This window comes from Vibrio paucivorans, assembly GCF_054053395.1.
This window is the reverse complement of the sequence record NZ_CM133230.1, coordinates 462,657-486,344: the sequence shown is the minus strand read 5'-3', so window position 1 is coordinate 486,344 and position 23,688 is coordinate 462,657. Positions and strand designations below refer to the sequence as shown.

Sequence of the window (23,688 nt, the reverse complement as noted above, 5' to 3'; positions counted from 1 at the left end):
CTTGATGCAAGGTATAATTCCAGCACGAGACTAACAACTTTGTGAAAGAAATGGATAACTTATTCGCCGTTGCTGCAGCAATGCTTTACACCTTTGCTATCGCAACCATAGTTCCTGGCTTAGTACATCAAACCGGTATTCGCGCGAAAACCGTCTTGGTTAGTGCGGCTTTGGCATTGGCGTTTCACGGCTGGTTGCTTAGCGATCTCATTTTGGATGGCAGCGGACAAAACTTAAGTATCTTGAATGTTGCCTCGTTAATCAGCTTCATTATTTCACTGGTTATGAGTACTGCAATGCTAAAAACGCGTTTGTGGTTCTTACTTCCTGTCGTATTTAGTTTTGCGGCTATTAACCTAATTGCCGCGGCGTTTTTGCCAAGCACTTTCATTACCCACTTAGAAAATGCACCTAAGCTACTGTTCCACATCTCATTGGCGCTATTTTCATATTCAACGCTGACTATTGGTGCACTCTACGCTTTGCAACTTGCTTGGCTTGACCACAAACTTAAAGCAAAGAAAGCGCTGGCGATTAATCCTAATCTACCTCCCTTAATGATGGTGGAAAGGCAGCTTTTCAAGATCATTCTTATCGGTAACCTACTTTTGACAGGTACGTTGCTCACCGGTTTTGTGTTTGTTCAAGATATGTTTGCGCAAGGAAAGGCACACAAAGGAATTTTATCTCTGATCGCTTGGATTGTTTACTCGGTACTACTTTGGGGACACTACCGCAAAGGTTGGCGAGGGCGTAAAGTCACTTGGTTTGCCGTCGCTGGTGCAACCCTATTAACATTGGCCTACTTTGGTAGTCGCTTTGTGCGTGAAATCATTCTCACTTGATCACTAGAATAAGGAGCATAAGCTCCTTATTGTTCATTTTGCTAATCCATTGACATCAAGACCATTATCGGTCATATATTAACCAACACATAACAAGGACAAGCACAGTTTTGGACGACATTTCCACGGGTTTATTGTTCGCTATACTCGCCGGCTTAATCGTAATTTCTGGATACTTTTCGGGTTCTGAGACAGGGATGATGTCTCTTAACCGCTACCGCCTAAAACATTTAGCAAATACTGGCCACAAGGGAGCTCGACGAGTAGAAAAGCTCCTTCGTCGCCCAGATCGCTTGATCGGCCTAATCCTAATTGGCAATAACCTCGTTAACATTCTCGCCTCTGCTATCGCAACCATTCTAGGTATGCGTTTATACGGCGACCTTGGTGTTGCTATTGCTACCGGTGCTCTCACCTTAATCGTACTGGTATTTGCCGAAGTCACACCAAAAACTATCGCTTCTTTATATCCAGAGCGCGTTTCCTACGCCAGCAGCATCCTGCTTGGCATTCTCATGAAACTGCTATCGCCACTGGTTCTTCTGGTTAACTTCATCACCAACGGTTTTATCCGCTTAATTGGTGTAAAAGCTAATCATGACGATGATGATCACCTCAGCTCAGAAGAGCTGCGTACCGTTGTAAATGAAGCAGGTAGCTTAATCCCGCGTCGCCACCAAGACATGTTGGTGTCGATTTTGGATTTAGAGCACGTGACAGTTAACGACATCATGGTGCCACGCAATGAGATTACAGGTATCGATATCAACGACGACTGGAAATCGATTATTCGTCAGCTCACTCACTCACCTCATGGCCGCATCGTACTGTACCGCGATCAAATCGATGAAGTAGTGGGGATGCTCAGGCTACGTGAGGCATATCGTCTGATGTTGGAGAAAAACGAGTTTAATAAAGAAACGTTACTGCGAGCAGCAGACGAAGTGTACTTCATCCCAGAAAGTACACCATTGAACGTTCAGTTGCTGAAGTTTCAACGCAACAAAGAGCGCATAGGTCTGATTGTCGATGAATACGGTGACATTAACGGCTTAGTCACTTTGGAAGATATTCTAGAAGAGATTGTTGGTGAATTTACCACTTCAATTGCTCCAAGCCTTTCCGAAGAAATTATCCCCCAAGGCGACGGCAGCTTCCTAATCGAAGGCAGTGCTAACATTCGCGATATCAACAAAGGCCTGAAGTGGAAGTTGCCTACCGATGGTCCAAGAACGCTTAACGGTTTGATCTTGGAGCACCTAGAAGACATTCCCGAGAGTCATTTAAGTGTTCAGGTAGCGAAGCACCCTATGGAGATTGTTGAACTGGAAGAAAACCGTATTAAGTTGGTAAAAGTCTTCCCTCGCTTGCGCGAGACCAAACATTGATTTCAATAAAAAAGGCCTTGATGATTTCATCAAGGCCTTTTCAATATTCACACTACGCAAACTGAGACTAATCGACTTTTAACTCTTTCAGCATTGACTCAGGAAGCGCCAGTTCATCATTTTGATTCACAGAAATACCTGCTTCAATGATGGCTTTAGCGATAGCTTTTGCTTCATCAAGTGAATGCATTGCCGCCGTACCACATTGGTATTCGTTTAGCTCTGGGATCTTGTTCTGGCTTTCTACTTTCAGCACGTCTTCCATTGCCGCTAGCCACGCAGCTGCTACTTGATCTTCACCCGGCGTACCAATCAAACTCATGTAGAAACCCGTACGACACCCCATTGGAGAAATATCAATGATTTCTACTTGGTCACCGTTTAAGTGGTTACGCATAAAGCCTGCATACAGGTGCTCTAAAGTATGAATGCCTTTTTCAGACAAAATATCTTTGTTTGGTGCAGTGAAACGTAAGTCGAACACAGTGATAGTGTCGCCTTTAGGGGTTTGCATTGTTTTCGCAACGCGTACCGCTGGAGCATTCATTCGTGTGTGGTCAACGGTAAAACTATCTAATAGTGGCATTGCTCTTCTCCCTGATTGAGTACATTTGGTTGGCTTTAAAAGAACCAACTACGATTGTCTTCTAATTCTTGCTGACATTGTTTAAGTTGCCAGCCGTAGTTTTTTGCTTGCTGCTCGACTTTCCGAGCAATTTTTATCAATGAAGGCTTAGATTGGTAGCTTTTACGCTTATAACCGCCGCGACCTTCATGATACGCCAGATACTGATTGTAAGGGTCCCATTTCGATATCCCCAATTGCTTTTGTGTCTCGCTGGTATACCAACCAACAAACATCATAGAGTCATCAAAATTAGTTCGAGAACCACCTTGGTCAGTCGCTTTTTGAAAATCTTCCCAAGCGGGATCTTGAGCCTGCGCATAACCATACGCGCTGCTCACTCTCCCCCAAGGTATAAAGCCTAAAATATAGTCTTTCGGTGGTCGAGCATCGTGTCGGAAGCTGCTTTCCTGCTTAATGAACGCCATCGCAACGTGAATAGGGGTTCCCCACTCTTCTTGCATATCTAGCGCATCTTCGTACCAGCCCGAGTGTTCGCGAAAGATCTCACAAATGTTATCTTGATTCTTTGGGGGCGCTGTCGCACAGCCGGACAACAACAGTAGCCCAGTCGTCGCAAGCGACACATTTTTCCAATTGAAATTGATACTCACTCTGCTTCTACTTCAAGTACGCAAAATATTGGTCTAAGAAGGTATCAAAGTCGATGGTATCAGCATTCTCTTGCTCTGTTTGGGCAAGGCGCGAGCGCACAACTTCATCTTCCATTTGCTGCTGTGAATACACTTGGTACTGGTGTGCTAGGTGCTCATCTCGGTATTGTTTACCTAGTTCACAGCCTACTGGGCCCAAACCATTATGCAGCTTGGTTAGTTCTAGCAATTGACCAGAAATGGTCAATTCTGGGTTATCAATCCATGAGCTCAGTTTTTCGCATACATCTTGGTAAGCGGTTCCACCTTGCTGTGCATCCATCACTTCAGCAATTTGGCTAAGATCTTGGAATACTCGTTTGGCCCAAGCTTGCAGCGATAAACGCTCACCATGACAACCTATCTTCAACTCGAGTCCAATTTCACGCCCTTCGACGATGACTTTGTTCCAATTATCACGCCAGCACTCTAACTCACAATCATCCATCGGCTCTGAGTCGGTTAACGTTGCCCAAGTCAAAAATAGATCAAGGAAGCGTACTTGCTCATCAGTTATACCGACCGAGCTGAATGGGTTAACATCCAATGAACGCACTTCAATGTACTCCACACCGCTACGCTCCAGAGCTTCAGACGGTTTTTCACCATTCTTCGCAACACGTTTAGGACGAATTGGTGCATAGAGTTCATTTTCAATCTGAAGAACATTGCTATTTAACTGGCGATACTCACCATCAACTTTCACACCAATTTTGGTAAACTCTTCAGACGGAGTACGGATCGCTTTATTAAGCCCTTCAAGGTACTGGTCTAGGCTATTAAACCCAATTTTCAGCACACTTTGCGCACTGTTGGTATAGCCTAAATCACTTAAGCGAAGCGATGTTGCTTTTGGTAAATATAAAGTCTGATTGATTTTTTCAAATGGTAGCTTAGTTTCGCGACCTTGAATAAATGAGCCACATAATGCTGGAGAAGCACCGAAAAAGTATGGAATCAGCCAGCCAAAACGGTAGTAGTTTCGGATAAGACCAAAATAGGCCTCTGACTTACTCTCTTGGCGGTCTTGTTCCCCTTGTTCTCCGAATAACGCATCCCAAAAACTCTCAGGGAAGGAAAAATTAAAGTGAACACCCGAAATAATCTGCATCAGGCTACCATAGCGACGCTTTAGCCCTTCTCGATACAGCGTTTTCATTTTGGCTGAGTTAGAGCTGCCATATTGAGCTAGGTTGATGTCATCTTCCGCACTCACAAAACAAGGCATAGACATTGGCCAGAGCTTTTCTTCGCCCAATTTCGTTTGAGTAAAGTGGTGCACATCTTTCAACTGAGCAAGTAGAGTCTCAACATCGTTGGAAACCGGTGTGATGAATTCGAGTAAAGATTCAGAGAAATCGGTTGTGATCCATTCATTTGAATAAGCTGAGCCTAGCCCTTCTGGGTGTGGCGTCATCGCCAGTTTACCATTTTGGTGATAACGCAAAGTCTCACGCTCTACACCGCGGCCATATTGCTTAAACACGTCATTCTTTTGGGCTAATGAATTTAGCCGAGCAGCAAAGTCAGTCAAAATGAAGTTCACTTATATTTATGTGTTTGAGGGTCAATACTCGCTCTAAAGTACGCATAGAGCAAGTAGAGATGACAGACAAACAATGGATAAAATTAGGGCGACCATTAGCCGCCTCTAATAGATGTGTTCACTACTGCTCGATTTCAAGCTCTTGAACAGGAATATCCAGTTTTTCCAATTGTGGCTTTAAGCTCTTCGCGTCGCCAACTACGATAATTTGATAGTCATTTGGGTTAAACCATTTGCTGGCCAGCTTATCTAGCGTTGACTTAGAAACAGTATCCACAATTCGATTTCTCTGACGCAGATAGTCTTCATCCAGATTGTAGGTCAGAATGCTGCTCAGTAACGACGCCTTCTGAGAAGGTGTCTCGTATTTCAATGCATCCTGTTGGCCCACTGCCAAACGCATAAAGTCCACCTCTTCGTCTGTCAGCCCTTCTTGAGCAAACAGAGCCATCTCACTTTTCATCTCAATAATAGAAGGAATGGTCGCATCAGCTCTCACTTGAGCGCTGAACACAATCGCCCCCACTTCTCTGTTGGCTGCTAAATAACCGCTGGCTCCATAGGTGTAACCCTTGTCTTCACGTAGGTTCTGGTTAATTCTACTGTTAAAATTGCCGGCTAAGTTAAAGTTTGTCAGCTGAGTAAGGTAAGTTTCACCCGTTGCATCAAACGGCAACCCTTGCCTAACTAAACGAACCACACTTTGCGGTGCACTTGGTTTATCGACTAGGTAGATTGTCTGTTCGCCTAGTGGCGCTACGACTTGTGGACGCAGCAAGGGTGCAGCTTCGCCCCTCCACTCTTCTAGAAACGCCAACTCATGTTTAATTGCGCTGCGGTTGATGTCTCCAACAACGACAACCTGCGCACCGTGAGGCGTGTAGTTTTTCGCATAAAAGTTTTTCACATCGTCCAACGTTAAGCTTTCGATCGATGCTTTGGTTCCATCGCTTGAACGAGAGAAGATCGAATTACCAAATAGTACTTGTCGTGTTGCTTGAGAAGCTAACCAACTTGGCTTTTGGTGCTGGTAAATCGTCCCTTCCAACATTTGTCGTTTTAGGCGATCAAAGTCATTTTGCTCAAATGCTGGCTTAAAGAGTACCTCTTCAACAATCGCTAATGTTTGCGTTAGGTTTTTCTCTAACGTAGAGATACTAATATTGGTCGTATAAGAACCCGCACCTACACTCACTAAACTCCCCAGTTTATCGAGCTCTGCTTTAAGCTCTTCGAGGCTTCGTTCAGTGCTGCCTTCTTCCATCAATGAAGCCGTTAAGTTCGCAAGGCCTTCTTTTCCTCGAGGTGCCTGACGTTCTCCAGCTGGTAAGCGAATTTCAATTTGTACTGTGGGTGTCTCTGAGGTCTGAGTGCCCAGTAGCTCGATACCATTATCGAAATACAATTCGTACAGCTTAGGCATCTGTGCCTTTACCCCTTCCGCGACTTGAGGCATCACAGAACGATCAAAATTATCTACTGCACGGCGAACAACGAGTTGATCGTCGGTTATTTTGTCATATTTAGGCAGCTCTCTCACAGGAGTAACGAAGTTGGCTTCTTTGACTGCGATTTGAGTTTGCCCTCTTGGGACAACGCTTAAGGTAACTTTGTTTTTACCTTTAATGAAATCTTGGTAGGCCTGCATGACCGAATCAGGAGATACGGCACGTAGCTGCTCCAACTGAGTTTGAATGCGATCTGGTTGCTGATAGAAAGTCTGATTCGACGCTAACTGAGTCACTTTCCCGCGAACACTTTGCAAGGCAAACACCGCATTAGCTTCTGCCATGCCATTGATCTGCTCAAGTCGCTCTTGAGCGACACCTTGGCTGGCGAATTCATCTAAGGTTGTCATTAACTCTTGGTACAGAGACTCTAAGCCCTCTTCTCCACCAGAAGGTGCCATAGCATAAACATAGAAAGTACACGCTAGCTCGGCACAGTCTTGGAATGCTCCCGCATCAACGGCTTTCTGAGTTTTTACCAGGTTTTGATACAGCATGCTGTTGGCACCATTACCCAGCACATTGGCTAGGGCATCGATAGACGCTTGCTGCTCTTGGCCACGATATGTTGTTGGCCAACCGACCAGCACCATAGGTTGCTGAATACGGTCTTCTAAAGTGACATAGCGATCTTCTGGCAATACCGCTGGCTGCTTAGGCGCTTTTTCAACATCAGGCCCTTTCGGGATCGAGCCAAAGTACTTGTTGATCCACTCTAATGTTTGATCAACATCGATATCACCACCGATAGTCAAGACCGCATTGTTAGGGCCATACCAACGTAGGAAGAAGTCTTTTAGGTCGTTAACATCTACTCGGTCAAGATCCTCAACATACCCGATAGTTTGCCAAGAATATGGGTGACCTTCTGGATACATCGCCTCACCCATTCTTTCCCACATCAAGCCATATGGTCGATTGTCGTAGTTTTGCGAACGCTCGTTTTTCACGGTGTCACGCTGTATCTCAAATTTTCGTTGCGATACTGCGTCAAGCAAAAAGCCCATACGATCAGATTCCAACCACAACATTTTTTCTAGTTGGTTAGACGGTACAGTCTCAAAGTAGTTAGTTCGGTCTCGATTAGTTGTGCCATTTAAGGTCCCTCCCGCTTCTGTGATGATACGGAAGTGCTCTTGGTCACCCACGTTTTCACTCCCTTGGAACATCATGTGTTCAAAGAAATGAGCAAAGCCTGAACGGCCTATTTCTTCGCGTGCAGATCCTACATGATAAGTCACATCAACATGGACTAAAGGATCTGAGTGATCGGGAGACAAAATAACGGTCAACCCGTTAGCAAGTTGATACTTAGAGTAAGGGATCATGACCTTACCAGGCTGAGGCTTAACTTCCTCAACTAAGGTCACTCCCTCTGGAAGTGAAGAGAAGAGCGAATCGGAGGGTACGTTGGAAGTCGAGCACCCGTACAGTGCAATAAGAGAAAACGTACCTAGCCAGATTTTTCTCATGACATCTCCTTAGAAAAAACCGTGAAATATTGCAGCTAGTAAACTATACCGGAGCAGTTTACCAATCAAAATAAAGACAAAACATGGCAAGAATTTCATTCTTAGCCATCCAGCTGCTAAACAAAGTGGATCACCGATGACAGGCAACCAACTAAAAAACAGTGCCCAATAGCCATGCTTATTGAGCCACTTCAAAGCTTTATGACCATGCTTTTCTGATTGAGTTCTATTTGGTAGCCATAAGCCCAACCAATAGTTGGTCATCCCACCTAAGGTGTTACCAATAGTCGCTATTAAAATAATGGATAACGTAGAAAACTGCTGAAGGCTCAGGGTAGCGATTAAGCTTGCCTCTGAGCCCCCAGGAAGAAGTGTTGCACTTAAGAAACCGCTAAGAAAGAGTACCCATAATGCTGAATCGGAAAACCATAGTGCGACACTTTCGAAAAGAGAATTGAAAAACTCTAACACTGCATATCAAGTAGTACCTTGCCTCTGGTGTGCCCCGTTTCGACTTGTTCATGTGCATTCACAACATCCGTCATAGGGTACACGGTTTGAATTTCAGTTTTAAGCAAACCAACACTCACCATATAAAGCATTGTGTCGAGTTGCTCAGGATTTGGGTCTACCAGCATTCCTGTGGCTTCAAAGCCCAATAACTTAGCTTTCTCGCAAATCAGCTCGGCAGAAAGGGTTGGGACAGTCACAACCCGCGCGCCATCTTTGAGGCACTTAAGTGCATCCAGAGCGGCATCCCCACCTACTAAATCAATGAGTACATCCACTTCCTCTACTCGTTCAGAGGCTGGTGCAAATTGATAGTTAATGGCATGGGCACCAAGAGTGGCCATGTAATCTAAATTGCGCTCGCTGCAGGTGGTATAAACCTCAGCTTTAGCCGCCACCGCAATTTGCACTGCAAGGTGGCCAACCCCACCAGCACCGGCAAGAATCAGCACTCTATCGCCTTCTTTGACTTCGGCCTTATTCAAGGCTTGCGCTGCAGTTTGACCAGCTAAAGGGAGCACAGCAGCTGCTTCTAGAGTCACGGCATCGGGTACTAGGCTCAGCTCATTTTCGGGTACCGAAACATACTGGCTGTAGCCACCACCTTGCAATGGGAAGCCGATAAAGCCTGCAACATTATCGCCTTGATTAAAACGTTCAGCAGCCTCGCCGCACGCCACCACTTGCCCTGACACGTCGTAGCCAGGAACCCAAGGGAGTTTATCTTTATTTTGAGAGGCAGCCCACCCTAGGCCTGCTCGAGTTTTTACATCAATGGGGTTAACACCTGAAAACGCTACTTTGACAATAACCTCGCCTGCTTTCGGTTCTGGCACTGAGGCGCTTTGTACAGCTAAGACTTCTGGTCCACCAAACTTGGTAATAGCGATTTGCTTGTTTTCCATTTCGATATTTCCCTATTGATAAAAAATAAAGGGATGCACTAGCATCCCTTTGAATATATAACATTTCTTTCGATTTAGTTAACTATTGGCTCGCAATTTAACCATCAATTGACTGAAATTGAAGCCAATAGATACTCTTACCAACCGCTAATACTCTAACCGACTAGAGCTAACAAAATACCTGCCGCAACCGCTGAACCAAGTACACCGGCCACATTTGGCCCCATTGCATGCATTAATAGGAAGTTCTGCGGGTTAGCCTCTAACCCAACCTTGTTTACAACCCTAGCCGCCATAGGAACTGCAGATACACCTGCTGCACCAATGAGTGGGTTAATATCCTCTTTTGATAGTTTATTGAGTAGCTTAGCCATCAATACACCACCAGCAGTACCAATACTGAACGCTACCGCACCCAGAGCCAAGATACCCAGGGTTTCAACGTTCAGGAACTCTTCAGCTTGTAGCTTAGAACCCACACCAAGACCCAAGAAAATAGTAACGATGTTGATCAACTCGTTCTGAGCGGTTTTCGATAAACGATCAACCACACCAGCTTCACGCATTAGGTTACCCAGACAGAACATCCCAACCAGCGGTGTCGCAGACGGTAAGAACAAGATAGTCATCAGTAATACAGCTAGTGGGAAAAGGATTTTTTCACCTTTACTCACATGACGTAATTGCGCCATTTGTATTTTGCGTTCTTCTGGTGAAGTCAGCGCTTTCATAATTGGTGGCTGAATGATAGGAACTAATGCCATGTAGCTGTATGCAGCAACCGCGATAGCCCCTAACAAGTCAGGAGATAACTGGCTGGCTAAGAAGATAGCAGTCGGACCATCTGCACCACCAATAATAGCGATCGATGCAGCGTCAGGCATACTAAATTCCATACCCGGTACATAGTTAAGCAAAATCGCACCAAACAAGGTCGCAAAAATACCAAACTGCGCTGCAGCGCCTAACCATAACGTTTTAGGGTTAGCGATAAGCGCTCCGAAGTCCGTCATCGCACCAACGCCCATAAAGATAAGCAGTGGGAAGATACCGGATTCGATACCTACATAATAAACGTAGTAAAGCAATCCACCTGGTTCTGTGAAACCAGCATTAGGGATGTTTGCTAAAACAGCACCAAAGCCTATAGGCAAAAGCAGTAAGGGTTCAAACCCCTTACGAATAGCCAAAAACAGCAGAGTACATCCCACCAAGATCATACAGATCTGGCCGAATTCAAAGTTGGCGATCCCTGTTTCTGACCATAAGGTCATCAATCCTTCCATGGTAATTCCTTACGCCAAGCTCAACAGAGGCGCACCCACCGTCACGGAGTCGCCTTCTTTAACATGCAGATCTTGCACAATGCCACCACGCGCGGCACGTACTTCGGTTTCCATCTTCATCGCTTCAAGGATCAAAAGCACATCCCCTTCTGCAACTTGATTACCCGCTTGGACGTTCACTTTAAAGATGTTACCTGCTAGAGGTGCCGGTACCGCCTCTGCATTACCAGCAGGTACAGTTGGAGCAGGAGCTTGTACTGGATTAGCCGCAGCTGGAGCAACAGACGTCAATTGACCTTGAGGGCCCACTTCCACATCATAAACTTGACCATCAACCTTGACGCTATAACTTTCGATGCTACCCGAAGCAGGCACAGCAACCGGAGTTGCTTCCACTTTGTCTTCAACTCCTGGAGCTGGTTCGAATGCATCTGGGTTACGACGATTCTTAAGGAACTTCAAACCAACTTGTGGGAACAAGGCATAAGTTAATACATCATCTACCGTGTCTTCCGCCAAAGAGATGCCTTCCGACTTCGCTTTTTCTAACAGCTCAGTCGTCAACGTATCTAATTCAGACTCCAATAAGTCGGCCGGACGACAAGTGATCGCTTCCGCCCCATCAAGTACTTTTGCTTGTAGCTCAGCATTGAGTTCAGCAGGTGCAGCACCATACTCACCTTTTAATAGACCCGCCGTCTCTTTGGTGATGCTCTTATAACGCTCACCAGTTAGCACGTTTATCACAGCTTGGGTACCAACAATCTGAGAAGTAGGAGTAACAAGTGGAATAAAGCCTAAATCTTCGCGCACGTGTGGGATTTCTTCCAATACTTCATCTAGGCGATCTGCAGCACCTTGCTCCTTAAGTTGACCTTCCATGTTCGTCAACATGCCACCTGGGACTTGAGCAATTAGGATGCGTGAATCGACCCCTTTTAGCTGTCCTTCCCACTTAGCGTACTTCTTACGCACCTCACGGAAGTAGGCAGCAATAGGTTCAATTTGATCGAGTTTCAGGTTGGTATCACGCTCTGTACCTTCAAGCATTGCTACCACTGTTTCTGTTGGTGTATGGCCGTATGTACAGCTCATAGAAGAAATTGCGGTATCAAGAATATCGATTCCAGCTTCAACCGCCTTAACCGCCGTCGCCGTTGATAGACCTGTCGTCGCATGACAATGAAGAGCCAGTGGGACATCACAAGAAGCCTTAATACGAGTGATCAGCTCTTCTGCTTCATATGGCTTCAGAAGGCCAGACATATCTTTGATACAAAGCGAGTGACAGCCTAGATCTTCTAGACGCTTAGCAAGGTCCACCCAAGTATCAGAATTATGTACAGGACTTGTAGTGTAAGACAAGGTGCCTTGAGCATGAGCACCAACATCAACAGCCGCTTTTACTGCTTTTTGGAAATTGCGAACATCATTCATCGCGTCAAAGATACGGAACACATCCATCCCATTAGCATGAGCACGCTCGACAAACTTTTCGACCACATCATCAGCATAGTGACGGTAGCCCAATAGATTCTGGCCGCGCAATAACATCTGCATCGGCGTATTTGGCATTGCTTTCTTTAGCTCACGTAGACGCTCCCAAGGGTCTTCGCCTAAGAAACGGATACACGAATCGAATGTTGCTCCGCCCCATGTTTCAAGGGACCAGTAACCGACCTTGTCCAGTTCTGCCGCAATTGGCAACATATCTTCGATACGCATGCGCGTAGCAAACAGTGATTGATGGGCATCACGAAGGACCACATCTGTAATAGCTAGTGGTTTAGACATGCTCATTAACTCCTTTTAATCCTTTAAATGCTATTTCGCAGTAGAGGTACGATATTGATGTACCGCAGCGGAAATCGCCGCCACTACCTTTGGGCTAACAGCAGAAGGGTTTGATTGAACTTTATTATTTTGAATGGGTGTATTTGTCTTGAGCGGTTCAGGTACTTCTTCTGGTACCAGTTTTGACATTAACCGAACGAGATATACAAGAATTGTGAGGAAAATAAAGACGACAGCCATCCCCGTAACCATAAGGGTTGCTGCATCTCCTAGCAGGCTTCCAATATTTGTCATGTTGCTTCCTTTCTTTGTCATCCTGACAACACTTTGCCGAGAGTTGGACCTCAAATGTCCAGGCAAGTGGTCTAGGATTATCTCGATTGGTAAAAGTTTGTCAATTTTGTTTAAGGGAGTCTTAAGGAGAAAACACAGATCTGGTGATAATTTCGTCACAGAAATCACATAACTCTGAAATATTCGGCCTATATAGAGAGATTAACTAGGTGATATCTCCAAGATAATGAAGATTTGACATGAATAGTGAGAGATGGATAGGAAATCGAAAAGATACTTTAAAAAACAACAAGTTGTAATATTAAAGTTATAAAAATGATAATAAAATGTTAAATACAAAAAAGCCTCGCAATTGCGAGGCTTTGTAATAGTGGCGCGTCCTGGAGGATTCGAACCTCCGACCGCCTGGTTCGTAGCCAGGTACTCTATCCAGCTGAGCTAAGGACGCGTAGATTTCGATATCAACGATTGAAACCAATCATCAGTATCAGGGTTTTCACCCTTGAATTAAGTGGCGCGTCCTGGAGGATTCGAACCTCCGACCGCCTGGTTCGTAGCCAGGTACTCTATCCAGCTGAGCTAAGGACGCGCAGATTTCGATATCAACGATTGAAACCAATCATCAGTATCAGGGTTTTCACCCTTGAATAAGTGGCGCGTCCTGGAGGATTCGAACCTCCGACCGCCTGGTTCGTAGCCAGGTACTCTATCCAGCTGAGCTAAGGACGCGCAGATTTCGATATCAACGATTGAAACCAATCATCAGTATCAGGGTTTTCACCCTTGAATAAGTGGCGCGTCCTGGAGGATTCGAACCTCCGACCGCCTGGTTCGTAGCCAGGTACTCTATCCAGCTGAGCTAAGGACGCACGGGTTGTGAACTATATCACATTTAATTTCTTTTAGAACAAAAGAATTGACCAAAGGTCAACTTAACCATTCATAAAGAATGGCGGTGAGGGAGGGATTCGAACCCTCGATACGGCTACAAACCGTATACTCCCTTAGCAGGGGAGCGCCTTCAGCCTCTCGGCCACCTCACCGCAATCATATTCTGTACTAAAAAGAATATGGCGCGTCCTGGAGGATTCGAACCTCCGACCGCCTGGTTCGTAGCCAGGTACTCTATCCAGCTGAGCTAAGGACGCGCATTTGCTTATTTCTAAGCGTTGCAAGAATGGCGGTGAGGGAGGGATTCGAACCCTCGATACGGCTACAAACCGTATACTCCCTTAGCAGGGGAGCGCCTTCAGCCTCTCGGCCACCTCACCGTCTTGCGGAGGCACATATTACGATTTACCAAAAATATGTCAAACACTTTCTTGGCAAAAATAACAAAAAAACTACTAACCGTTGGGTATTTAATCAAAGCGGTGTGAATTCACACTTTTTGTTCATTCTCTGTGCCTTACAGACATAAAAAAGGCTAGCAAATCGCTAGCCTCTCTCGAGTAATTAGTAGTTGCCTGATGCAACGTTACCATTACCTTTTTCAGCCTGAATGCGCATGTAAATTTCTTCACGGTGAACAGATACCTCTTTTGGCGCGTTCACACCGATGCGTACTTGGTTACCTTTAACACCAAGAACTGTCACAGTCACTTCATCACCGATCATAAGGGTTTCGCCAACACGGCGAGTCAAAATTAGCATTCTTTGCTCCTTGAGTAATCTCTGTTTTATCTGCTACGAAGCCATTATCTAACAAAAGTTATATTTTCGTAAACTGCCTAAATGATCAAAATCAACCCAAAAACGCATGTTTTTGCTGGCAATCGAATGCTTCGCTTTCAGTAATGTATGCATCATGCAGTATGTTAGCCGCTTTGTCGACACAATTTGGTAACACCACAAATACCAACGTTCGATCTGTTGTTGATATATGACTCACCGAGACATCTTGCTGACAAAGCAGTTCATGAGCATGATCTTTAAGTCCTTTCGCTTGTAACCCGACAGTTGTTAACAAGCTTACCTCTTCACTATTACGGATTTTGTCACCGAAAACCAGTGACAACTTGGCGTTTGCGTCGCGTTTTATCACGATGCCTGCCCGTTCTGGATGCTCGATCACATTCCAAATCGCAATACCAAGCATTTGACACTGTTTTTGGACACTGGACAGATAAGTATTATCTATGTGAATCAATGACATCTCGCGTTGAATAGCAATCCCGACGACAGGCTTATCCCCTATCTCTCCCGTCACTAACGTCCCTTGACTCGGCGTAAATGAAGATAATACACGCAGAGGTAAGTTGTTTGACCAAGCAAATTCAACACATGGTAGGTGCAGGACTTTCGCCCCCTTACGAGCCATTTCAGTCATTGATGGGAAATCAATCACTTCCATCTTTTGAGCCGAAGGTACAACACGCGGATCAGAAGTGTAAACGCCATCAACATCAGTAAAAATCTGACACTCATCAGCGGCTAAAGCGCCAGCTAAGACAACAGCGCTAGTATCTGATCCACCACGGCCAAGAGTGGTGATATCCCCATTGTCATTGATACCTTGGAATCCAGCGACAATGACAATCTGCTCCTGTGCCAGCAAGTCTTTTATCACTTTAGTATCAATGTGTTTAATCGTTGCATCATTATGCTGACCGTCGGTAATGATATGGGCCTGTCCACCAGTCAATGAACGCGCAGGGTGTCCTAGCTTACTAAGCATCATGGCCAATAAGGCCATAGATGCCTGTTCGCCCGAAGAAAGCAGAACATCCAACTCTCTTGCACACGGTACATCATCTACCTGCTTTGCAAGGTCCATTAGTCTGTTTGTTTCTCCAGACATCGCAGAGACTACAACTACGACCTGATTACCGTCATTCTTCGCCTTAATGATCTGTTCTGCGACATTTTCAATACGCTCTATTGAGCCTACAGACGTTCCGCCGAACTTTTGCACGATAAGGGGCTTTTTCACCAGTCTTCACCTTCCCAAGACCAAAGTCTTTCATTGATTGTTTCTTTTGGCACATTATGCCGCGCCAAACTTTTTGCAAACATTGTGTAGACACAAGATTTACTGAAATAAAACTAATATTTGCGAGACTAAAATAAATTATGCCCAATCAAAAATGATTGGGCATCGAGTTTCATTAAGTCTTCGCTACTGCGCTATAGACGCTCTTCCAGCCAAGGCTGAACAGATTGAATCGCATCTGGCAGAGCTGCAACATCAGTACCGCCCGCTTGCGCCATATCTGGGCGGCCACCGCCTTTACCGCCGACTTGCTCAGCAACCATCTTAACCAAGTCGCCCGCTTTCACTTTACCAATTAGGTCTTTAGTTACACCAGCAATCAAGCCAATCTTGTCACCATTGATGTTGGCAAGAAGAATTACGCCGCTACCCACTTGATTCTTAATGTCATCAACCATAGTACGTAGGTTCTTGTTATCTGCACCTTCAAGAGCTGCAACCAACACTTTCGTACCGTTGATTTCCTGAACTTTACCCAAGATGTTTGCACTCTCTGCTGCAGCCATCTTGTCTTTAAGTTTCTGAATTTCTTTCTCTAGCGATTTCGCTTTTTGCGCAGATTCAACAAGCTTTTCTTCGTACTTCGCTTGTTGTTGTTCAATAGCATCGAGCGCAGCTTCACCTGTTACAGCTTCAATACGACGAATACCCGCAGCAATACCACCTTCAGAAGTGATTTTGAACAAGCCAATGTCACCCGTGTTTGAAGCGTGGATGCCACCACAAAGCTCAGTTGAGAACTCGCCCATAGACAGTACGCGAACTTCATCATCGTATTTCTCACCGAATAGTGCCATTGCACCTTTCTGCTTAGCAGACTCGATGTCCATGATGTTAGTTTCAATCACGTGGTTGCGACGAACTTGAGCATTCACTAGGCGCTCAACTTCTTTCAGTTCCGCTGGCGTTACCGCTTCTAGGTTCGAGAAGTCAAAACGTAGGTTTTCTGGTTTAACAAGCGAACCTTTCTGAGCAACATGCTCACCAAGTACTTGGCGTAGAGCTGCGTGAAGCAAGTGCGTTGCAGAGTGGTTTAGAGAGATAGCAGCACGACGCTCTGCATCTACAACCGCTTCAACTTCATCACCTTTCGCTAAAACACCTTCAGCTAGAACGCCGTGGTGCGCAATTGCGTTACCAAGCTTCTGAGTGTCTTCAACTTTGAATACACCAGATTCAGTTTTTAGTACACCCGCGTCACCACACTGACCACCTGACTCTGCATAGAATGGCGTTTCCCCAAGGATGATAATCGCTTTATCACCAGCAGATAGAGATTCAGCCGCTTCACCTTCTACAAAGATTTCCGCTACAGGGCTCTTGCCCTCTGTACCTGTGTAACCACAGAAATCAGAATCGACGTCAGATTTGATCGTGGCGTTGTAATCAGTACCGAATTGCCCAGCTTCACGAGCGCGCTGACGCTGCTCTTCCATCGCCTTTTCAAAGCCCGCTTCATCGATCGTAAACTCACGCTCACGCGCTACATCGTTAGTTAAGTCAGCAGGGAAGCCGTAAGTATCGTAAAGCTTGAAGACGGTTTCGCCGTCTAGCTCTTTACCTTCAAGTGCGTCTAATGCTTCGTTAAGAATGACCATGCCACGCTCTAGTGTGCGGCCAAAGTTCTCTTCTTCAATACGAAGTACTTTTTCGACAACGGCTTGTTGCTTCTTAAGCTCCTCAGCAGCGCTGCCCATTACTTCAGCCAATACACCCACAAGTTTGTGGAAGAATACGCCTTGTGCACCTAGCTTGTTACCGTGGCGAACTGCACGACGGATAATACGACGAAGTACGTAACCACGACCTTCGTTTGAAGGCATAACGCCATCAGCAATTAGGAATGAACAAGAACGGATGTGGTCAGCAATAACGCGTAGAGATTGGTTTGATAGATCGTCGTGACCAACAACCTCTGCTGTCGCTTTAATTAGCTTTTGGAATACATCGATTTCGTAGTTTGAGTGAACGCCTTGCATGATCGCAGAGATACGCTCGATACCCATACCTGTATCAACAGCAGGCTTAGGTAGTGGCTCCATCGTGCCATCAGCATGACGGTTGAACTGCATGAATACGTTGTTCCAGATCTCGATGAAGCGATCACCATCTTCTTCAGGCGTACCTGGGCGGCCACCCCAAATGTGCTCACCGTGATCGTAGAAGATTTCAGTACATGGGCCACAAGGACCTGTATCGCCCATTGTCCAGAAGTTATCTGATTCGAACTTCTTACCGCCTTCTTTGTCGCCAATACGAACGATCTTGTCGGCAGGAACGCCAACTTTCTTGTTCCAGATCTCGAACGCTTCGTCATCGGTTTCGTATACTGTAACCAGTAATTTCTCTTCTGGTAGACCAAGTGTCTTAGTCAGGAACTCCCAAGCAAACGCAATTGCGTCTTCTTTGAAGTAATCACCGAAGCTGAAGTTACCAAGCATTTCAAAGAAAGTATGGTGGCGAGCAGTAAAACCAACATTCTCTAGATCGTTGTGTTTACCACCAGCACGTACACAGCGTTGAGCCGTAGTCGCTCGAGTGTAGGCACGTTTTTCGGCGCCTAAGAAGCAATCTTTAAATTGGTTCATACCTGCGTTAGTAAATAGCAGGGTTGGATCGTTATGTGGAACCAACGATGAACTGTCTACGATTTGGTGTCCTTTGCTCTCAAAGAACTTGAGGAACGCGTTACGAACCTCATCAGTGCTCATGTACATGCAGCTCTTCCTGAAAATAGTCGAGTTAGAATTTTGCTGTATTGTATACCCAAGCTACGGCTAGATGCTACCCGGATAAGCCGTATTGTTCAGGCAAAACTGCTTTTCTGAACGATTTACTGTAGAGCCTGCTTTTCAATATGAAGGGATTGGATTAAGTAGGAAGTGATTAGCTTTCGGTGTCATCACTTAGTGCATAGCTAATTTGCTCAAAGCTATACCCTCGATATTGGAGGAACCGCACCTGTTTGGCGTATTCCTTTTGATCTTGCGCTTTAATGCCTTTGAATTTTTTCTCTGCCGCTGCTTTTGCTAACTCAAACCAATCTTGCGGCTCTTCAGAAAACGCTTCATCAATGGTCGACTCAGAAACGCGTTTTTGACTCAGCTCTTGGCGAATTCTCCGCTCACCGTGGCCTTTGTATACATGTTGTCGAATTTGGCTTTTTGCGTAACGCAAGTCATCTAGATAGTTATGGTCGGCGCAAAAGCGTAGTGCTTCTTCTATGGCGTCATTGTCATAACCCTTCAGTGCCAATTTTTGCTGTAATTCATATTCGCCATGATCTCGCCGGCTAAGAAGTTGTATTGCAGCTTCTTTGGATGACAATGTTGGTGGAGTATTTCGATAGTACATGATGTGACGCAATTTGCTTGGAAGATAGATACAGTAAAGCCCTGCAATGCAGGGCTTTCAACTCAGTCGTTATAAAACGAGCAGGTAATGTCGACGTTTAGAACTCTTCTTCTTTTGGCATCTCACCTGTTTCAGGCTCATCAGCAACCGCTGGCGTTAATAGCATCTCACGAAGTTTGCTATCAATCGTTTGTGCCACTTCTGGGTTCTCACGTAGGTATTTACCTGCGTTTGCTTTACCCTGACCGATCTTGTCACCATTGTAGCTGTACCAAGCACCTGCTTTTTCTACCAACTTGTGCTTAACACCTAAATCAATCAGCTCACCCTCGCGGTTAAAGCCTTGTCCATATAGGATCTGAGTTTCAGCTTGCTTAAATGGTGCCGCAATCTTGTTCTTCACAACCTTGATACGAGTTTCATTACCAACCACCTCATCACCTTCTTTGATAGAGCCTGTACGGCGGATATCTAGACGAACTGAAGCGTAGAATTTAAGTGCATTACCACCCGTGGTTGTTTCAGGGTTACCAAACATCACACCAATCTTCATACGAATTTGGTTAATGAAGATACACATACAGTTTGACTGCTTTAGATTACCTGTTAGCTTACGCATTGCTTGTGAAAGCATACGCGCTTGAAGACCCATGTGGCTATCACCCATTTCGCCTTCGATCTCTGCTTTAGGTGTTAGAGCCGCTACCGAGTCGACAACCATAACGTCAATCGCACCAGAGCGAGCCAATGCATCACAGATTTCTAGTGCTTGCTCACCAGTGTCTGGCTGAGAAACAAGAAGTGCATCAATATCCACGCCTAGCTTTTTCGCATAAATTGGGTCAAGTGCGTGCTCTGCATCGATAAATGCACACGTTTTGCCTGCGCGTTGAGCAGCAGCAATAAGCTCTAGAGTAAGTGTCGTTTTACCTGACGATTCTGGTCCGTAGATTTCACAAATACGGCCCATTGGCAAGCCACCAGCACCCAGTGCAATATCAAGAGAAAGTGAACCTGTTGAAATGGTTTCAACATCCATGGTGCGGTTATCACCAAGGCGCATGATTGAACCTTTACCGAATTGCTTTTCGATCTGACCTAAAGCTGCGGCCAGAGCCTTCTGTTTGTTCTCGTCCATCACTTTCTCCGATGTATTCATCTGCTTATCGATGAATGTCAATTATGTTCTTTGTACAAAGCTACAATCTAGGCATGCAGTTTTGTCTTTAATTGGTTGTCATTATACTGTTGATTCATACAGTGTCTATACCTGTATAAACTTTTTTTGCCAAGAAGTGCTCACCCTCCAAAAAATGTGTTTGAAGTTATGAACTTGACGATAAGTGCTGAGAGAGCTGCTGCAAAGCATGGCGCACTGTCTGGGCTCGAACTTGTGCTCTGTCCCCTGGAAAACAGTACGTTTCAACCTTTAGCCACCCTTGGTTATCAGCCCAAGCAAAACACACTGTACCAACAGGCTTTTCTTCACTTCCACCACTTGGTCCAGCAATACCGCTGACCGCCACTGAAATCGTAGCATTGGAATGAAGCAAAGCTCCCTGTGCCATTTCTATTACGACCTGTTCACTAACGGCACCGACTTGCTCGAGTGTTGATTCCTTCACTCCGACCATATCTACTTTTGCTTGGTTACTGTAGGTGATGAACGCGCGGTCAAACCAAGCTGAGCTACCTGCAATATCGGTAACCGCTGTTGCAATACCGCCACCAGTACAAGACTCTGCGGTGGTGAGGACCTGTGATTTTTGAAGCAGCAACATGCCCAGTTCTTGGCTGAGTTGTGTATGTGATTCCATGTCTGAAAAACCTCTTTGAACCTTTTCGCGTGACAGTGATTCACGTATCCTAAGCCGCAATTGCAATAAACGAAAGATATTAGCCGTGAAAGCCGACCAAAAACACACTCCAATGATGCAGCAATACTTGAAGCTAAAAGCTGAAAACCCAGAAATATTGCTGTTCTATCGTATGGGGGATTTCTATGAGCTTTTCTACGATGACGCAAAACGAGCGTCCCAGTTACTTGATATCTCTTTAACCAAACGTGGTGCTTCAGCTGGCGAGCCTATTCCTATGGCCGGGGTCCCTTTCCATGCTGTCGAAGGTTATTTAGCTAAATTGGTTCAACTTGGGGAATCTGTCGCTATCTGCGAGCAGGTGGGCGATCCTGCTACCAGCAAAGGCCCTGTTGAACGAAAAGTCGTGCGTATTGTTACCCCTGGCACGGTGACTGATGAAGCGCTGCTGTCTGAGCGAGTCGATAACTTAATCGCTGCTATCTACCATCACCAAGGTAAGTTTGGTTACGCCACTCTCGACGTAACATCTGGCCGTTTCCAACTTACAGAGCCAGAAACAGAAGAAGCAATGGCGGCCGAGTTACAGCGCACAGCTCCACGCGAACTGCTTTTCCCGGAAGATTTTGAACCTGTACAACTAATGAATGGCCGAAGCGGCAATCGCCGCCGTCCGGTATGGGAGTTCGAACTTGATACTGCTAAACAACAACTTAATCAGCAGTTTGGTACTAAAGACTTGGTCGGTTTTGGTGTCGAGCACGCGAAGCTAGGCTTATGTGCCGCTGGATGTTTAATCCAATATGTTAAAGATACTCAGCGAACCGCTCTGCCTCACATTCGTTCGTTAACGTTCGATCGCCAAGATCATTCTGTCATTCTTGATGCCGCGACTCGCCGCAACCTAGAGATCACACAAAACTTGTCTGGTGGCAGTGACAACACGCTCGCCGAAGTGCTCGACAAGACAGCCACCGCAATGGGTAGCCGTATGCTAAAGCGCTGGCTCCATCAGCCAATGCGCTGCACGGACACGCTAAATCAACGACTCGATGCGATTTCAGAACTGAAAGACCAATCACTGTTTGTTGAACTGCAGCCAGTTCTCAAACAGATTGGCGATATTGAACGCATACTCGCTCGATTAGCACTGCGCTCAGCAAGGCCAAGAGATATGGCGCGTTTACGCCAAGCGTTGCAACAACTGCCTGATCTTGAAACTACATTATCTAGCATTCTTCACCCGTATTTAACCAAGCTCGCTCAATATGCGGCACCAAATGAAGAAGTATGCGAGTTACTCGAGCGTGCTATTAAGGATAACCCACCCGTTGTTATTCGTGATGGCGGAGTGATAGCAGAAGGCTACAATGCAGAACTTGATGAGTGGCGTAGACTGGCCGATGGCGCGACAGAGTACCTAGACAAGCTGGAAGCGGATGAACGTGAGCGCCACGGAATAGATTCTCTCAAAGTAGGCTATAACAATGTCCACGGGTTCTTCATTCAAGTCAGCCGTGGGCAAAGTCATCTCGTTCCGCCGCATTATGTGCGTCGTCAAACGCTAAAAAATGCGGAACGATACATCATTCCTGAACTAAAGGAGCATGAAGACAAAGTTCTCAACTCACGCTCAAAAGCGCTCGCACTAGAGAAGAAACTGTGGGATGAACTATTTGATTTACTGCTACCCAACCTTGAGAAGCTGCAAAACCTCGCCTCTGCTGTTTCTCAGCTAGATGTTCTACAAAACTTTGCAGAGCGTGCAGAAACATTAGACTACTGCCGTCCTCAGCTCGGCTCAACAGTGGGCATTCACATTCAAGCCGGCCGCCACCCCGTGGTAGAACAGGTCATGGATGAGCCATTTATTGCCAATCCAATAGAGCTTAATAGCCAAAGAAAAATGTTGATCATCACGGGTCCAAACATGGGTGGTAAGTCAACATACATGCGTCAAACTGCCCTGATTGCGCTGATGGCTCACATAGGCTGTTATGTTCCTGCAGAAGCGGCGACAATTGGTTCGGTTGATCGGATTTTTACTCGAATTGGTGCATCGGATGATTTGGCCTCTGGTCGTTCTACCTTTATGGTTGAAATGACTGAAACCGCGAATATCCTGCACAATGCTACCGAAAATAGCTTGGTTCTGATGGACGAGATCGGCCGAGGCACAAGCACCTATGATGGTCTTTCACTAGCTTGGGCAAGTGCAGAGTGGCTAGCAACCCAAATCGGTGCTATGACTTTATTCGCCACTCACTACTTTGAGCTTACAGAGTTGCCAAATCAGCTACCAAGCTTAGCAAATGTTCACCTAGATGCGGTTGAACATGGCGACAGCATTGCTTTCATGCATGCTGTTCAAGAAGGAGCGGCAAGTAAATCTTATGGTCTCGCGGTTGCTGGGCTTGCAGGTGTGCCGAAAACGGTTATCAAGAATGCACGAGGTAAGCTCACTCAGCTTGAACAACTCAGCCAACAACCGAATGCGTCATCAACAAGTAGTAACGTTGATATTGCTAACCAACTGAGCTTGATTCCTGAACCAAGTGAAGTAGAAGAAGCACTGGCGAATATCGACCCGGATGACCTCACTCCACGTCAGGCATTGGAAGAACTCTACCGACTAAAGAAACTGCTTTAGTTGTTTCCAATAAAACAAAAAAGGTACTGAAATCAGTACCTTTTTTGCT

At 45.7% G+C, this 23,688-nt stretch carries 18 protein-coding genes and 7 tRNA genes; 3 read left to right on the top strand and 22 right to left on the bottom strand.

The features are described from left to right. The first annotated feature begins 50 nt into the window (after positions 1-50). Positions 51-845, top strand: a complete 795-nt coding sequence (locus tag ACXABW_RS02385) for a cytochrome C assembly family protein (RefSeq protein WP_265687772.1) — start codon at positions 51-53, stop codon at positions 843-845. A 110-nt stretch (positions 846-955) separates the two neighbouring features. Next, positions 956-2,233: an HlyC/CorC family transporter gene (locus tag ACXABW_RS02380; protein WP_457523828.1), complete on the top strand. Its 1,278-nt coding sequence runs from the start codon at positions 956-958 to the stop codon at positions 2,231-2,233. A 67-nt stretch (positions 2,234-2,300) separates the two neighbouring features. Here the strand turns inward: ACXABW_RS02380 and luxS are convergent, their stop codons facing one another. The 22 genes from luxS to pncC form a co-directional block, all read right to left on the bottom strand. Beyond that, entirely contained in the window at positions 2,301-2,819 is a 519-nt protein-coding gene (gene luxS, locus ACXABW_RS02375) for an S-ribosylhomocysteine lyase (RefSeq protein ID WP_265687776.1), read from the bottom strand. 35 nt (positions 2,820-2,854) lie between these two features. Continuing rightward, the gene (locus ACXABW_RS02370; RefSeq protein ID WP_390903544.1) at positions 2,855-3,466 is read right to left on the bottom strand and encodes a transglycosylase SLT domain-containing protein; all 612 of its coding nucleotides are present in this window, start codon (positions 3,464-3,466) and stop codon (positions 2,855-2,857) included. A 13-nt stretch (positions 3,467-3,479) separates the two neighbouring features. Beyond that, positions 3,480-5,045, bottom strand: a complete 1,566-nt coding sequence (gene gshA, locus ACXABW_RS02365) for a glutamate--cysteine ligase (protein WP_457523827.1) — start codon at positions 5,043-5,045, stop codon at positions 3,480-3,482. Positions 5,046-5,178: 133 nt separating this feature from the next. After that, on the bottom strand, positions 5,179-8,037 hold the full coding sequence (locus tag ACXABW_RS02360) for a M16 family metallopeptidase (protein WP_457523825.1): 2,859 nt from the start codon (positions 8,035-8,037) through the stop codon (positions 5,179-5,181). A gap of 9 nt (positions 8,038-8,046) precedes the next feature. Further along, complete coding sequence (locus ACXABW_RS02355; protein WP_252029453.1) at positions 8,047-8,508, bottom strand: YqaA family protein; 462 nt, start codon at positions 8,506-8,508, stop codon at positions 8,047-8,049. Next, complete coding sequence (locus tag ACXABW_RS02350; protein ID WP_457523823.1) at positions 8,502-9,452, bottom strand: NADP-dependent oxidoreductase; 951 nt, start codon at positions 9,450-9,452, stop codon at positions 8,502-8,504. Before ACXABW_RS02350 ends, ACXABW_RS02355 begins: the two co-directional genes overlap by 7 nt. Positions 9,453-9,607: 155 nt before the next feature. Beyond that, positions 9,608-10,738 carry a sodium ion-translocating decarboxylase subunit beta gene (locus tag ACXABW_RS02345; RefSeq protein WP_252029449.1) on the bottom strand — a complete coding sequence of 377 codons (1,131 nt, stop codon included), beginning with the start codon at positions 10,736-10,738 and terminating at the stop codon, positions 9,608-9,610. A 9-nt stretch (positions 10,739-10,747) separates the two neighbouring features. Continuing rightward, positions 10,748-12,532: a sodium-extruding oxaloacetate decarboxylase subunit alpha gene (gene oadA / locus ACXABW_RS02340; RefSeq protein WP_457523821.1), complete on the bottom strand. Its 1,785-nt coding sequence runs from the start codon at positions 12,530-12,532 to the stop codon at positions 10,748-10,750. Positions 12,533-12,562: 30 nt separating this feature from the next. Then, a complete protein-coding gene (locus tag ACXABW_RS02335) occupies positions 12,563-12,826 on the bottom strand; it encodes an oxaloacetate decarboxylase subunit gamma (protein WP_252029445.1) in 264 nt (87 codons plus the stop codon). A gap of 371 nt (positions 12,827-13,197) precedes the next feature. Continuing rightward, positions 13,198-13,274: transfer RNA gene (locus tag ACXABW_RS02330), tRNA-Arg, on the bottom strand. 64 nt (positions 13,275-13,338) lie between these two features. Continuing rightward, positions 13,339-13,415, bottom strand: a tRNA-Arg gene (locus ACXABW_RS02325). Between the two features lie 63 nt (positions 13,416-13,478). Then, positions 13,479-13,555: transfer RNA gene (locus ACXABW_RS02320), tRNA-Arg, on the bottom strand. 63 nt (positions 13,556-13,618) lie between these two features. Beyond that, a tRNA-Arg gene (locus ACXABW_RS02315) sits at positions 13,619-13,695 on the bottom strand. Positions 13,696-13,776: 81 nt separating this feature from the next. After that, positions 13,777-13,869 (bottom strand) — tRNA-Ser (locus tag ACXABW_RS02310). A gap of 28 nt (positions 13,870-13,897) precedes the next feature. Continuing rightward, positions 13,898-13,974, bottom strand: a tRNA-Arg gene (locus ACXABW_RS02305). 30 nt (positions 13,975-14,004) lie between these two features. Then, positions 14,005-14,097, bottom strand: a tRNA-Ser gene (locus ACXABW_RS02300). Between the two features lie 184 nt (positions 14,098-14,281). Next, positions 14,282-14,479 (bottom strand): carbon storage regulator CsrA, encoded by a 198-nt coding sequence (gene csrA / locus ACXABW_RS02295; protein ID WP_004415691.1) that lies wholly within the window; start codon positions 14,477-14,479, stop codon positions 14,282-14,284. A 91-nt stretch (positions 14,480-14,570) separates the two neighbouring features. After that, a complete protein-coding gene (locus ACXABW_RS02290) occupies positions 14,571-15,758 on the bottom strand; it encodes an aspartate kinase (protein ID WP_457523820.1) in 1,188 nt (395 codons plus the stop codon). Positions 15,759-15,952: 194 nt separating this feature from the next. Beyond that, positions 15,953-18,535, bottom strand: a complete 2,583-nt coding sequence (alaS, locus tag ACXABW_RS02285) for an alanine--tRNA ligase (protein ID WP_457523818.1) — start codon at positions 18,533-18,535, stop codon at positions 15,953-15,955. 169 nt (positions 18,536-18,704) lie between these two features. Continuing rightward, positions 18,705-19,172: a recombination regulator RecX gene (gene recX / locus ACXABW_RS02280; protein WP_457523816.1), complete on the bottom strand. Its 468-nt coding sequence runs from the start codon at positions 19,170-19,172 to the stop codon at positions 18,705-18,707. A gap of 97 nt (positions 19,173-19,269) precedes the next feature. Continuing rightward, positions 19,270-20,310 carry a recombinase RecA gene (gene recA / locus ACXABW_RS02275; protein WP_252030768.1) on the bottom strand — a complete coding sequence of 347 codons (1,041 nt, stop codon included), beginning with the start codon at positions 20,308-20,310 and terminating at the stop codon, positions 19,270-19,272. A gap of 187 nt (positions 20,311-20,497) precedes the next feature. Continuing rightward, a complete protein-coding gene (pncC, locus tag ACXABW_RS02270; protein ID WP_457523814.1) occupies positions 20,498-20,989 on the bottom strand; it encodes a nicotinamide-nucleotide amidase in 492 nt (163 codons plus the stop codon). An 85-nt stretch (positions 20,990-21,074) separates the two neighbouring features. On the opposite strand from pncC, the gene mutS reads away from it, so the two are divergent. Further along, entirely contained in the window at positions 21,075-23,639 is a 2,565-nt protein-coding gene (mutS, locus tag ACXABW_RS02265; RefSeq protein ID WP_457523813.1) for a DNA mismatch repair protein MutS, read from the top strand. Positions 23,640-23,688: the final 49 nt, after the last annotated feature.